This is a genomic window from Chromobacterium sp. HL1 (assembly GCF_057418835.1).
Map to the genome: position 1 here is coordinate 2280696 of NZ_CP162399.1, position 12652 is coordinate 2293347.

Consider the following 12652-nt stretch of genomic DNA (forward strand, 5'->3'; position numbering starts at 1 on the left):
CCCGGTGCGCCAGCCCTACGACCTCGCCGCCCTCGCCCCCAACGGCATGCGCCGCGGCCGCACCACCGGCAGCTGCGCCACCGCCGCCGTCAAGGCGGCGCTGATGCTGCTGCTGGACGGCGTGGACGCCGACGAGGTCTTCATCAGCCTGCCGGACCCGGATTTCTACCTGGCGGTGCCGATACAGCGCGTGGCCTGGCTGGACGAAAACACCGTGCGCGCCGAAGTGCTGAAGTACGCCGGCGACGACCCGGACAACACCGACGGCGCGACGATCTTCGCCGAGGTGAGAGCAAACCACAGCGGCGCGCTGCGCTTCCTGGCCGCGGCCGGCGTCGGCATGGTCACCCAGCCCGGCCTGCGCATCCCTCCCGGCGAGCCGGCGATCAACCCGGTGCCGCGGCAGATGATGCGGCTGGCGCTGGCCGAGACGCTGGCCGGCCGGCCCGATCCGGGCTTCGATCTGGCGATAGGCTGCGTCGACGGCGACAAGATCGCCAAGCGCACCTTCAATCCGATGCTGGGCATCGTCGGCGGCATCTCGATCCTGGGCACCAGCGGCATCGTCGAGCCAATGTCGCAGGCGGCCTGGATCGCGTCGATCGAAGTCTATGTGCGGGTGGCGCTGGGCGAGTTGCCGGCCGCCATCGCCTTCACCCCCGGCAAGATAGGCCGCGGCTACGCCGCCGACACGCTGGGGCTGGAGAAAAAGCAGGTGGTGCAGATCGCCAACTTCGTCGGCGACTCGCTGGACTTCGCCGAATCGGTGCTGCTCGAACAGGGCCGCATCCTAGACACGCTGTGGGTGCTGGGCCACCCGGGCAAGATCGCCAAGCTGCTGGACGGGGTGTGGAACACCCACTCCGGCAAGAGCGGCATGGCGATGGACGCCGTCGCCGCCGTCGCCGCCGAGCTGGGCCATGCGCCCGAGCTGGTGGAAACAATCAAACAAGCGAATACCGTGGAGAATGTAGTGCAGATCATGAGCAGCCAGCCGGACGCGCGCGGCTACTGGATGGAAATAGAACGCCGCACCGCGGCGCTGATGGCCACGAAAGTGCCCAGCGCACGGCGGGTGGCGGTGCGGCTGTTCAGCATGGACGGCACCCCGCTGGGAGAAGCGGCATGAAACTGGGGCGATTGATAGGCATAGGCGTCGGCCCCGGACCGGCCGGCTTGATTCCGGTGGCGGCGCTGGCCGCCTTGCGCGAGGCCGACATCGTCTACCTGCCACGCGCCACCTCCAGCGAAGTATCCGTCGCCCGGCAATGCCTGGCCGGGCTGGCGCTGGACGAAAGCCGCTTTTGCGAAATCGAATTCGAGATGAATCCGGACCGTGGCGCGCTGTCGCGCCATTACGGCGCGCTGGCCGAGCGGCTGGCCGCCGAACTGAAAACCGGCCGGAACGTCGCCTACCTGACCATAGGCGACTCGATGACCTACTCCACTTACGGCTACCTGTTGGCGGCGCTGCGCGAAATGCTGCCGGCGCTGGAAACCCAGACCTTCCCCGGCGTCACCAGCTTCGCCGCCACCGCGTCGGCGCTGTCCTGGCCGCTGGGCGAAGGCAAGGAGCGCATCCTGATCCTGCCCTGCCCGGACGAGATGGCCGCGCTGCGGGCCGATATCGACAGCCATGACCTCATCGTGCTGATGAAGATAGGCAAGCGGCTGCCGGATGTGCTGGCGCTGCTGAACGAGATGGGCATCGCCCAACTGTGCGCCTTCGCCCGCCGCATCGGCCTGCCCGGCGAAGTGCTGTGCGCCGACGTCTCGCAACTGAGCGCAGACGCCAGCGGCTACCTCGCCACCATGCTGATCCGCAAGACAGCCAGAGAAAGACGCCATTCATGAAAGTGTATTTCATCGGCGCCGGCCCCGGCGCCGCCGACCTGATCACGCTGCGCGGCAGCCGCCTGTTGGGCGCGGCGCCCATGGTGCTGTACGCCGGCTCGCTGGTGCCGGCGGAGATGCTGAGCCACTGCCGCCCGGACGCGGAAATCCACGACACCGCCGAACTGAACCTGGACCAGCAGGAAGCGCTGTACCGCCGCGCCCAGGCCGAGGACAAGGACGTGGCGCGGCTGCATTCCGGGGACCCGGCCATCTACGGCGCCACCAACGAGCAGATGCGCCGGCTGGAAGCGCTGGGCATCGCCTACGAAGTGGTGCCCGGGGTGTCCTCCTTCACCGCCGCCGCCGCCGCATTGGGCAGCGAACTGACCCGGCCCGAGGTGTCCCAGTCCATCATTCTGACCCGCACCAGCGGCCGCGCCAGCGCGGTGCCGGAGTCGGAGTCCATCGCTAGCTTCGCCGCCCACCGCGCGACGATGTGCATCTTCCTGTCCGGCCAGCGGCTGAAGCAGACCGTCGCCGACCTGTCGCTGCATTACCCGCCGGATACCCCGGTGGCGCTGGTGCGCCGCGCCAGCTGGCCGGACCAGTCCGTCCACCGCTCCACGCTGGGCCAGATGCTGTCCGAGGTGAAGCAGAAAGACTGGCTGCTGACCACGCTGCTCTTGGTCGGCGCAGCGCTGTCGCGCGAAGGCGGCGTTGAATCCAGCCTGTACGCGGCCGGCTTCACCCACATCTTCCGCGACGGCGACGCGCGCAAGACCAAGCGGGCCAGCCTTCAGAAAGAAAAGCAGGCATGAGCCGCGCCGTGTGGCTGGTGCGCGCCGAGGCGCTGCCGCTGGGGCAAAAGCTGGCGGCGGCGCTGGACGCCAAGCTGTACCAGCCGTGGCTGCAAGCCGAGACCGGCGCGCGCGAGCAATTCCGCGCCGCCTTCCATGCGCACAGCCACTGGGTGCTGGTGATGGCCAGCGGCATCGCCGTCCGCTACCTGGACGGCCTGCCGCAAAGCAAATACAGCGACCCGGCGGTGGTGGTGATGGACGAAGCCGCCCGTTTCGCCATCCCGCTCTTGTCCGGCCATGAAGGCGGCGCCAATCAACTGGCCTACGAGGCGGCGCGGCTGACCGGCGCCATCCCGGCCATCACCACCGCCACCGAAGCGATGAAACCGCTGACGCTGGGCATAGGCTGCCGCCGCGGCAAAAGCGCCGAGGCCATCGAACAAGCGGTACTGCAGGCCTTGGCCGGCCGGCCGCTGTCCGCCGTGCGCGAAGTGGCGACGATAGACCTGAAGGCCGACGAAGCCGGCCTGCTGGCGTTCTGCGCGCGCCACGCGCTGCCCTTGCGCGTCATCGCCCGCGCCGACGTCGCCGCCCGCGGCTGGACCGGCGCGCCCTCGGACTGGGTGCGGCGGAACGTCGGCGTGGACGGCGTGTGCGAACCCTGCGCGCTGATCGCCAGCCCCAGGGGCGGGCTGATCGTGCCCAAGACCGCGCGCGACGGGGTGACGGTGGCGGTGGTGGAGGATGGGCCGATTGTTTGAGTTCAAAAAACAGGATGTGCCTGCTACGCGGGCACGAGCCCATGACAAAAATGACTTTCGGCGGAACGCCTTGGACTTCCGCCCTACGCAACAATGGATGACAGAATGACCGGCAAACTCTACCTCGTCTCGGTCGGCCCCGGCCGCGCCGAACTGATTCCCGATCTCGCCCGCCAGGCGCTGGCGGCGAGCGAGGTGATCGTGTCCTACGATCTCTACCTGACCTGGGTGCAACCGTGGATAACCGGCAAGGACATCCGCACCCTGCCGCTGACCCAGGAGCGCGAGCGCGCCCAGCTGGCGCTGGCGGAAGCCCGCGCCGGCAAAACGGTCGCTCTGCTGTCCAGCGGCGACATCGGCGTCTACGCGATGGCCACGCTGGCTTACGAGGACATGCGCGAGGACGACGGCTTCGACGTGCAGCTGATCCCCGGCATCACCTCGGCCAACTCCTGCGCGTCCCTGCTCGGCGCGCCGCTGTCGCACGACTTCGCCACCCTGAGCCTGTCCGACCTGCTGTGCCCGTGGGAATGGGTTGAAACCCGCGCCCGCCACATCGCCCAGGCGGATCTGGCGGTGGTGTTCTACAACGTGCAAAGCCGCCAGCGCCAGGAAGGCGTCTACCGCATCCTGGACATCATGCTGGAGCACAAGAAGCCGGAAACGCTGTGCGGCATCGTCCGCAACGCCTACCGCGAGGACCAGGCGGTGGAAATCGTCACCCTGGCCGAGCTGCGCACCCGCCGCTTCGACATGCTGACCAGCATCGTCATCGGCAACCGCTTCACCCGCCGCAAACGGAACTGGATGTTCACCCCGCGCGGCTACTTCAACTGGGACGACACTCAGGACACGGTGAAGGCCGACGCGCTGCCCGCCGGCGCGGCCTGGGTGTTCTCCGGCACCAGCGACGGCAACGCGCTGTCCCGCGCCATCGCGGAAACCGGCCGCCCGGTGGTGATCAGCAGCGCCAGCGATTACGGCAGCGAGCAGGCGCAGCAGGCGGCGCCCGGCGTCGCCACCGTCAGCGGCCGGCTGGGCGTGGAGCGCCGCCGCGAACTGCTGTCCGGCAGCCGGGCCAGCGCCATCGTCGACGCCACCCACCCCTACGCCAGCGAGATGTCGCAGCAACTGATGGCGCTGGCCAAGGAACTGGCCCTGCCCTATCTGCGTTATGAGCGGCCGGCCAGCGCCAGCGCGCATCCACTCATTCGCTGCGCCGACAGCGATGCGGCCGCCAAACTGGCGATGGCGCGCGGCCGGCGCGTGTTCCTGGCCACCGGCAGCAAGGAGCTGCACCGCTTCGTCGCCGCCGACGCCGGCCGCAAGCATGAATGGTTCGTCCGGCTGGCGCCGGACCCGCAGCACCTGCAACGGGCGCTGGAGCTGGGCATCCCGCGTTCACGCGTCTGCGCGATGCAAGGCCCGTTCTCGCAGGCGGCCAACGAGGCGCTGTGGCGCGACTGGGGCATAGACTGCGTGATCAGCAAGGACGGCGGCGCGGCCGGCGGCTTTGACGCCAAGGCCGCCGCCGCGGCCGCGCTGGGCATCCCCTTCATCGTGATCGACCGGCCCCGCTTGGATTATCCGCAGGCCTTCGACGACTTCGCCGGCGTGCTGGCGGCCTTGCCCGCGGGAGAACCCGCATGAGCGCGCCGCGCCTGCCCGTTACCGTGCTGACCGGCTTCCTCGGCGCCGGCAAGACCACGCTGTTGAGCAAGCTGCTGGAAAACAATAAGCAGCGCCGGCTGGCCATCCTGGTCAATGAATTCGGCGAAGTGTCGATAGACGGCGGCCTGCTGCGCGGCGGCGACGCCGGCGGCGTGGAAATCCACGATCTCGCCCAGGGCCTGGTGGCTTACGACGACGACGCCGACTTCCTGCCCACCATGCTGGCGCTGTGGCAGCGCCGCCAGCAGATCGACCACGTGCTGATCGAAACCTCGGGTCTGGCGCTGCCCAGCGCGGTGATGGCCCAGTTGCAAAGCGAGGCGCTGGCGCCCTATTTCGTGCTGGACGCCACGCTGGCGGTGGTCGACACCCCCTTGCTGCTGGCCGGGCATTTCGCGCCGGCCGGCGACGGCGGCAAGGCCGACGCGGTGGCGGGTTTGTTCGAGCAACAACTGGGGCACGCCGACATCGTGGTGCTGAACAAGATAGACGCGCTGTCCGCCGACGCGCTGCTGGCGGCGGAAGACGCCGTGCGCCGGCAAGCGCCGTCGATACGCTTCATCGAACTGGCCTATGGCGCCAAGCTGGACACCCGGCTGACGCTGGGCCTGCACCTGCACGAAGCCGCGCCGGCCGCGCACCGCCATTACGGCCCGGTGGCCAGCATGCCGGGGCTGGCGATGCGGCCGCTGGCCAACCAGGCCTTGCTGGACGGTCACAGCCACGGCGGCCAGGCCGCGCACAGTCATGGCCTGTCCACCCACAAGCATTTCCACGAGCAAGATCCGGGCTGGCAATCGTTCATGATACGCAGCAAGGAGCCGCAAAACCCCGACAAGCTGGCCGCGGCGCTGGAGGCCATCGCCGGCGAGGAGCCGCTGCTCAGAATCAAGGGCTTCGCCGCTTGCGCGGAAGGCCCCGGCCGCTTGCTGGCCCAGGGCGTGCGCAGCCGCATCGAACTCAGCCGCGACGAGACGCTGGCCGCGCCGCGCCAGGCGCAGCTGGTCTTCATCGGCTACCACCCCAGCCGCCCACGGGTGCTGGCGCTGCTGCGCGACATCACCGGCGCGCACTGGAGCTAGCCGATGAGCGCCTTGGAACTATGCGGCCTGGACTGGTCGCCGGACCCCGCCGTAGCGCCCGAGACCCGGCTGCTGCGCGACATCGCGCTGACGGTGCGGCCCGGCGAATTCGTCGGCGTCATCGGTCCCAACGGCAGCGGCAAGACCAGCACCTTGCGCTGCGCCTTCCGCTTCAACAAGCCGCTGGCCGGCGAGGCCAGGCTGGACGGCGCCGACATCTGGTCTCAGTCCGCCGCCGCCTTCGCCCGCCGCGTGGCGGTGGTGCTGCAGGAATTTCCGGAAGACTTCGGCCTGACCGTGCGCGAGGTGGCGGACATGGGCCGCATTCCGCACCAGTCGCTGCTGCGCGGCGGATCGCCGGCCGATCACGCCATCGTCGACGAGGCGCTGGCCCAGGTGGGACTGACGGCGCAGCAATACCAGCCTTTCGCCACCCTGTCCGGCGGCGAGAAGCAGCGCGCGCTGCTGGCGCGGGCGCTGGCGCAGCAGCCCGAGCTGCTGATCCTGGACGAACCCACCAACCACCTGGACCTGCGCCACCAGCTATCGCTGCTGCGCCTGGTGCGCCGGCTGGGCATCGCCGCCGTCGCCACCCTGCACGACCTGAACCTGGCGGCCGCCTTCTGCCACCGCCTGTACGCGCTGAAAGACGGCCGCATCGTCGCCAGCGGCGCGCCGGAAACCGTCTTGACGCCCCGGCTCCTGGCCGAGGTGTTCGGCGTGCGCGCGCTGGTGGACCGCCACCCGCAGGCCGGCCACCCCCGCATCACTCTGTTGGAAGAAGAAAACCTATGAAACTGAATCCGCCTTCGCTCATCGCCTGCGGCCTGGCCGCGCTGCTGGCCTCCCAGGCCCACGCCAGCGCCTACCCGCTGACCGTGGACAGCTGCAACCGCAAGGTCGTCTTTCAGCGCGCGCCGCAGCGCGCGGTCAGCCACGACATCAACCTGACCGAGATGATGGTGGCGCTGGGCCTGCAAAACCGCATGGTCGGCTATACCGGCATCAGCGCCTGGAACAAGCTGAACGCGCCGTTGAAACAGGCGCTGGGCAAGCTGCCGGAACTGGCCGGCGACTACCCCTCGTCGGAAGCGCTGCTGGCCCGCAACGCCGACTTTTTCTTCGCCGGCTGGAACTACGGCCTGCGCGTGGGCGGCCCGGTGACGCCGGCCTCGCTGGCGCCCTTGGGCATCAATGTCTACGAGCTCAGCGAATCCTGCGCCCATGTGATGAAACGCCCGGCGGCGAGCCTGGACGACGTTTATCGCGACATCCATAATCTGGGCCGCATCTTCGACGTGGAGCCGCGCGCGCAAAAAGTGGTGGCCGAGATGCGCGCCAAGGTGGACGCCGTCGCCGCCCGCGTCGCCAAACGCAAGGCCACGCCGTCGGTCTTCGTCTACGACAGCGGCGAGGATCGCCCCTTCAGCGCCGGCCGGCTGGCGATGCCCGACGCGCTGATCCAGGCCGCCGGCGGCCGCAACATCCTGAACGACGTCAACGCCAGCTGGACCCGCGTCGACTGGGAAACCGTGGTGGCGCGCAATCCGCAAGTGGTCGTGATCATCGACTACGGCAAGGTCACCGCCCAGCAAAAGATCGCCTTCCTGCAGAAACACCCGGCGCTGAACAAGATGGCGGCGGTGCGCGACAAGCGCTTCATCGTGCTGCCCTACGACAGCGCCACGCCGGGCATCGCCAACGCCGACGCCATCAGCGCGCTGGCGCGCGGCCTGCACCCGGAAGTCTTCGCCAAGTGATCCGCGCCATCGCCAACCGTCCGCCGGCCTGGCCCTTGCTGAGCCTCTTGCTGGCCCTGCTGGCGCTGTCGCTGCCGCTGGCCTCCGGCCTGGGCGCCGCGCCGGTTGAATTCGCCGTCAGTTCCAATGTGCTGCTACACCAGCTGGGCCTGCCGGTGGAACCGGCCTGGCAGCCGGGCCAGGATCTGATCATCTGGCAGCTGCGGCTGCCGCGCGTGCTGCTGGGCGGCATGGTCGGCGCCGGCCTGGCCTTGGTGGGCGCGGCCTTGCAGGCCGCCACCCGCAACCAGCTGGCCGATCCCCACCTGTTGGGCGTCAGCTCCGGCGCCACCCTGGGCGCGGTGACGGTGCTGCTGTTCAGCGGCAATGTGCTGGGCGGCGCCACCCTGCCGCTGGCCGCCTTCACCGGCGCCTTGCTGGCCACCCTGCTGGTCACCGGCATCGCCGTGCGCCAGCGCCGTTTGCAGGCCGAGCGTCTGCTGCTGGCCGGCGTGGCGGTGTCCTTCCTGCTGATGGCCCTGGCCAATCTGATGCTGTATCTGGGCGACCACCGCTCGGCCTCGGCGGTGCTGTTCTGGATGCTGGGCGGCCTGGGCCAGGCGCGCTGGGAGCTGCTGCCGGCGCCGCTGGCCGCGCTGTGCCTGGGCCTCGCCGCCTTGCTGACCGTGGCGCGGCCGCTGAACGCCCTGATGGCCGGCGAGCAGACCGCGGTCACCCTGGGCATACGCGTGACCCGGCTGCGGCTGGCGGTGTTCGCCGCCTCCTCGCTGCTGACCGGCACCATGGTCGCGGTCAGCGGCGCGATAGGCTTTGTCGGCCTGATGATCCCGCATATCGCCCGCCGTTGCGTCGGCGCCGACCACCGCCGCCTGCTGCCGGCCTGCGCGCTATTGGGCGCGTTGTTCCTGATCTGGGTGGACGCCGCCGCGCGCACCCTGATCGCGCCGGAAGACATCCCGGTGGGCGTCGGCACCGCCGCCGTCGGCGGCGCCTTCTTTATCTGGCTGCTGCGCCGCTGACGGCGCCGGCCCCACACAAGGACGACACGATGAAAACCGATCCGGCTTCCCACCAGCGCATGACCGAGAAGCGCAAGGCGGGCTTTGAAAAGAAAAAGGCCGCCGCCACCGGCGAAAAAGGCCTGCTCATCGTCAACACCGGCACCGGCAAGGGCAAGAGCAGCGCCGCCTTCGGCATGGGCTTGCGCGCCGTCGGCCACGGCATGCGCCTGGGCGTGGTGCAGTTCATCAAGGGCGCGCTGCATACCGCCGAGCGCGATCTGCTGGGCGGCTTCGACAACTGCGACTTCCATACCATGGGCGAAGGCTATACCTGGAACACTCAGGACCGCGAGGCCGACATCGCCACCGCGCGCAAGGGCTGGGCGCAGGCGCTGGCGATGCTGGAGAGCGAGGATTACGACATGGTGATCCTCGACGAATTGAACGTGGTGCTGAAGTACGAATACCTGTCGCTGGACGAAGTGCTGGCCGCCTTCGCCGCCCGGCCGGCGATGCAGCATGTGGTGGTCACCGGCCGCCATGCGCCGGAAGCCTTGCTTGAAGCCGCTGACCTGGTCACCGAAATGCGTTTGGTCAAACACCCCTACCGCGAGCAAGGCATCAAGGCGCAACGCGGAGTGGAGTTCTGATGACGTCCTTGCGCTGCCCGGCGTTGTTCCTGACCGCCCCCGCCTCGCACCAGGGCAAGACCACGCTGACGGCGGCGCTGGCCCGCCATCACCGTAATCAGGGCCGCCGGGTCCGCGTCTTTAAGACCGGGCCGGACTTCCTGGACCCCTATGTGCTGGAGCGGGCCAGCGGCCATACCGTCTATGGCCTGGACTTGTGGATGAACGGCGAGGACGATTGCCGCGCCCGCCTGTACAAGGCCGCCGCCGAGGCCGACCTGATCCTGATCGAAGGCAGCATGGGCTTGTTCGACGGCACGCCCAGCAGCGCCGATCTGGCCGCCTTGCTCGGCGTGCCGCTGGCGGCGGTGATAGACGCCGCCGGCATGGCGCAGAGCTTCGCCGCCGTCGCCCACGGTCTGGCCAGCTTCCGCCCCGGCCTGGCCTTTCACGGTTTTATCGCCAACCATGTCGCCAGCGATCGCCACGCCGAAATGCTGGCCCAACAACTGCCTGAGCACCTGCCGCTGCTGGCTGCGCTGCGCCGCGACGAGGCGGCGCGGCTGCCGGAGCGTCATCTGGGCCTGGTGCAGGCCCAGGAGATCGCCGACCTCGACGTCCGTCTCGAACGCATGGCGGGCCAGATCGCCGCCACCGCCTTGGCCGCGCTGCCGCCGGCGGTGGCCTTCCCCCCCGCCGCGCCCGCCGAGCCGCCGAAACTGCTGGCCGGCCGGCGCATCGCCATCGCCCGCGACGCCGCCTTCGCCTTTGTCTACCCGGCCAACCTCGAAACGCTGCTCCAGCTGGGCGCGGAGCTGAGCTTCTTCTCGCCGCTGGCCGACACGGCACTGCCAGACTGCGACGCCGTCTACCTGCCCGGCGGCTACCCGGAACTGCATCTGGACACGCTGGCCGCCAACACCGCGCTGAAAGCGGAGCTGCATGGACATATAGCGGCCGGCAAGCCGCTCTACGCCGAGTGCGGCGGCATGCTCTATCTGCTGGACCGGCTGACCCGCCGCGACGGCGACAGCGCGGCGATGCTGGGCCTGCTGCCCGGCCACGCGGTCCTTCAAGACAGGCTATGCGGGCTGGGACTTCAAAAAATGACCTTCCCCGGCGGCGCGCTGCGCGGCCACACCTTCCACTACACCCGGCTGGAAACGGCGCTGGAGCCGATCGCCCGCGCCACGCGCGCCAGCGGCGCCGGAACCGGCGAGGCCTTGTACCGCAGCGGCAGCCTGTTGGCCAGCTATTTCCACGCCTATTTCCCGTCCAACCCCCGCGCCGCGGCAAGCCTGTTTCTGCCCTGAGCCCTTGCCCGCGATCCGAAACGCGGCCGGCTCGCCTTCATGACTTGCCATGTTCCCAGGCATCCCACCAGGACAAGACCTTGGCGGCCGGCATTGGTTTGGCGATGCTGAAACCCTGGCCCAAATGGCAACCCAGCCGCATCAGCACCGGCCAGTATTCCTTGCGTTCGACGCCTTCCACGATAAAGTCGATGGCGCGGCTCTGGCAGAATACCGCCATGCACTGAATCAAGGAGGCGTTGAAGGAGCCCGGCTCCAGCTCTTGCGCAAACGCCTTGTCCAGCTTGATCTCGGTGATGGGGCAGCTTTTCAGATAAGTAAAGGAAGTGAAGCCCGCGCCGAAGTCGTCTATCGACAAGGACACGCCCTGGGCGTGCAGTTGTTCTATCACCGCCTTGGCCTTGACCGGGTTGATGACCAGCGCGGTTTCCGTCAACTCCAGCACCAGCAGGCTGGGCGGAATCTTGTAGGCCGCCAGCCTCGCCATCACTTCCTCGACAAATCGTTCGTCTTCCAGCATCCGCGCGGAGATATTCACCGCCACCTTGAACGGTTTTCGCAGCTGGCCGAGCCAGCTTTGTTGCTGGGACAGCACCAGGTCCAGCGTCAGATAGGTGAAACGGCTCAAGAGATTGCATGACTCCAGCGTGGGCATGAAGTCGTCTGGGTTTACCCGGCCTTGCGCCGGGCTATTCCATCTGACCAGGGCTTCGAAGCCCACCACCTCCTCGGTATCCAGTCTGACCTTGGGCTGGTAATGCATTTCCAGCTCGCCTTGCTGGATCGCCCGGGTCAATTGCGTGATCAGGGCCTGGGTGGTTTGCCCCGCCTTGGGCCAGGGCTTGTCGTTTTCTCCCGCGTACAAGGCGACGGCGCCTAGATTGCTCTTGGCCTGATACATCGCGATATCGGCGCGGGACAGCAATTGGGCGGGATCGCAGCCGTGCTGAGGACACATCGCCACGCCGAAGGACGCGCCTATCGACAAGGCGTGCTCGCCCACCAGGATGGGCGCGTCCAGCGTGTGCCCCACTTTTTCCGCCATCGCCAGCGCGCACTCCGGGCTATCCACTTCCAGCAGCAAGGCGGCGAATTCGTCGCCGCCCAGGCGCGCGATGGTGTCCGAGCCGCGCAGCAGGGTGGAAAAGCGCGCCCCCACCTCCCGCAGCACCAAATCCCCGGCCTGATGGCCCAGCTTGTCGTTGACCTCCTTGAAGCGGTCCAGGTCTATCATCAGCACGGCGAACGGCAGTTGATTGCGAGCGTGCAAGGCGCACAGCTGATCCAGACGGTCGAGAAACAGATTGCGGTTGGGCAGATCGGTCAGCGAGTCGTAAAGGCTGCGGTGTTGCAGCAGTTGTTCGGTTTCCCGCAGCTTGGCTTGCATGGCCGCCACCCGCACGCCGTCGCTGATGGTCTGGCGCAGGCGGTCCTCGGTCAGTTCGAACTTGGGCAGGTATTCGTAGACACCCAGCTTGATCGCCTCGGCGGCGATGCGCTCATTGCCGGTGCCGGTGACCGCCACGATCAGACAGGATTGGTTGCGTTGCTGGATGGACGGCACCAGTTCGCGGCCGTCGCCGTCGTCCAGCTTGAAGTCCAGAAACACAAAGTCGAACAACTCCCGGCCCAGCAGCTTCAAGGCGCTGGCCTTGGAGTCCGCTTCTAGAATCTGGGAACACAGGGCGTTTCGGTGCAGCAGGCGGATGATGCGCTCGCGGTCGACGTCGTCGTCGTCCACCACCAGCACGCTGACTTGCGGCGGCGTTTCCAACAGGCATTCGACCTCGTCGATCATC

General features: G+C 68.3%; 11 protein-coding genes and 1 pseudogene. 11 read left to right on the forward strand and 1 reads right to left on the reverse strand.

The window, feature by feature from the left end; genetic code table 11:
- The first annotated feature begins 4 nt into the window (after positions 1-4).
- The 11 genes and pseudogenes from cbiD (at position 5) to AB1Z25_RS10395 (ending at position 10853) form a co-directional block, all read left to right on the forward strand.
- Entirely contained in the window at positions 5-1129 is a 1125-nt protein-coding gene (cbiD, locus tag AB1Z25_RS10345) for a cobalt-precorrin-5B (C(1))-methyltransferase CbiD (RefSeq protein WP_486637179.1), read from the forward strand.
- On the forward strand, positions 1126-1854 hold the full coding sequence (gene cobI, locus AB1Z25_RS10350; RefSeq protein ID WP_486637180.1) for a precorrin-2 C(20)-methyltransferase: 729 nt from the start codon (positions 1126-1128) through the stop codon (positions 1852-1854). Before cbiD ends, cobI begins: the two co-directional genes overlap by 4 nt.
- On the forward strand, positions 1851-2654 hold the full coding sequence (gene cobM / locus AB1Z25_RS10355) for a precorrin-4 C(11)-methyltransferase (protein ID WP_486637181.1): 804 nt from the start codon (positions 1851-1853) through the stop codon (positions 2652-2654). The genes cobI and cobM overlap by 4 nt, the downstream gene beginning before the upstream one ends.
- Positions 2651-3397 carry a cobalamin biosynthesis protein gene (locus tag AB1Z25_RS10360; RefSeq protein ID WP_486637182.1) on the forward strand — a complete coding sequence of 249 codons (747 nt, stop codon included), beginning with the start codon at positions 2651-2653 and terminating at the stop codon, positions 3395-3397. Before cobM ends, AB1Z25_RS10360 begins: the two co-directional genes overlap by 4 nt.
- Before the next feature lie 105 nt (positions 3398-3502).
- The gene (cobJ, locus tag AB1Z25_RS10365) at positions 3503-5047 is read left to right on the forward strand and encodes a precorrin-3B C(17)-methyltransferase (RefSeq protein WP_486637183.1); all 1545 of its coding nucleotides are present in this window, start codon (positions 3503-3505) and stop codon (positions 5045-5047) included.
- Entirely contained in the window at positions 5044-6150 is a 1107-nt protein-coding gene (locus tag AB1Z25_RS10370; protein ID WP_486637184.1) for a CobW family GTP-binding protein, read from the forward strand. The genes cobJ and AB1Z25_RS10370 overlap by 4 nt, the downstream gene beginning before the upstream one ends.
- Before the next feature lie 3 nt (positions 6151-6153).
- Positions 6154-6687, forward strand: a pseudogene (locus AB1Z25_RS10375) (ABC transporter ATP-binding protein); the annotation flags it as partial.
- A gap of 254 nt (positions 6688-6941) precedes the next feature.
- The gene (locus tag AB1Z25_RS10380) at positions 6942-7910 is read left to right on the forward strand and encodes an ABC transporter substrate-binding protein (protein WP_486637185.1); all 969 of its coding nucleotides are present in this window, start codon (positions 6942-6944) and stop codon (positions 7908-7910) included.
- A complete protein-coding gene (locus AB1Z25_RS10385) occupies positions 7907-8929 on the forward strand; it encodes a FecCD family ABC transporter permease (RefSeq protein WP_486637186.1) in 1023 nt (340 codons plus the stop codon). The genes AB1Z25_RS10380 and AB1Z25_RS10385 overlap by 4 nt, the downstream gene beginning before the upstream one ends.
- A 29-nt stretch (positions 8930-8958) precedes the next feature.
- Complete coding sequence (cobO, locus tag AB1Z25_RS10390; RefSeq protein ID WP_107800035.1) at positions 8959-9561, forward strand: cob(I)yrinic acid a,c-diamide adenosyltransferase; 603 nt, start codon at positions 8959-8961, stop codon at positions 9559-9561.
- Positions 9561-10853 carry a cobyrinic acid a,c-diamide synthase CobB gene (locus AB1Z25_RS10395; RefSeq protein WP_486637187.1) on the forward strand — a complete coding sequence of 431 codons (1293 nt, stop codon included), beginning with the start codon at positions 9561-9563 and terminating at the stop codon, positions 10851-10853. The genes cobO and AB1Z25_RS10395 overlap by 1 nt, the downstream gene beginning before the upstream one ends.
- A 37-nt stretch (positions 10854-10890) precedes the next feature.
- Here the strand turns inward: AB1Z25_RS10395 and AB1Z25_RS10400 are convergent, their stop codons facing one another.
- Positions 10891-12651, reverse strand: coding sequence for a putative bifunctional diguanylate cyclase/phosphodiesterase (locus tag AB1Z25_RS10400; protein ID WP_486637188.1), 1761 nt, complete (start codon positions 12649-12651; stop codon positions 10891-10893).
- Between the last annotated feature and the right edge of the window lies 1 nt (position 12652).

What these genes read in the sequence shown, in the direction of transcription:
- cobO (WP_107800035.1), top strand. Translation starts at nt 8,959, where the DNA reads ATGAAAACCGATCCGGCTTCCCACCAGCGCATGACCGAGAAGCGCAAG.
- cobI (WP_486637180.1), top strand. Translation starts at nt 1,126, where the DNA reads ATGAAACTGGGGCGATTGATAGGCATAGGCGTCGGCCCCGGACCGGCC.
- cobM (WP_486637181.1), top strand. Translation starts at nt 1,851, where the DNA reads ATGAAAGTGTATTTCATCGGCGCCGGCCCCGGCGCCGCCGACCTGATC.
- AB1Z25_RS10370 (WP_486637184.1), top strand. Translation starts at nt 5,044, where the DNA reads ATGAGCGCGCCGCGCCTGCCCGTTACCGTGCTGACCGGCTTCCTCGGC.
- AB1Z25_RS10395 (WP_486637187.1), top strand. Translation starts at nt 9,561, where the DNA reads ATGACGTCCTTGCGCTGCCCGGCGTTGTTCCTGACCGCCCCCGCCTCG.
- AB1Z25_RS10380 (WP_486637185.1), top strand. Translation starts at nt 6,942, where the DNA reads ATGAAACTGAATCCGCCTTCGCTCATCGCCTGCGGCCTGGCCGCGCTG.
- AB1Z25_RS10360 (WP_486637182.1), top strand. Translation starts at nt 2,651, where the DNA reads ATGAGCCGCGCCGTGTGGCTGGTGCGCGCCGAGGCGCTGCCGCTGGGG.
- AB1Z25_RS10400 (WP_486637188.1), bottom strand. Translation starts at nt 12,651, where the DNA reads ATGATCGACGAGGTCGAATGCCTGTTGGAAACGCCGCCGCAAGTCAGC.
- cobJ (WP_486637183.1), top strand. Translation starts at nt 3,503, where the DNA reads ATGACCGGCAAACTCTACCTCGTCTCGGTCGGCCCCGGCCGCGCCGAA.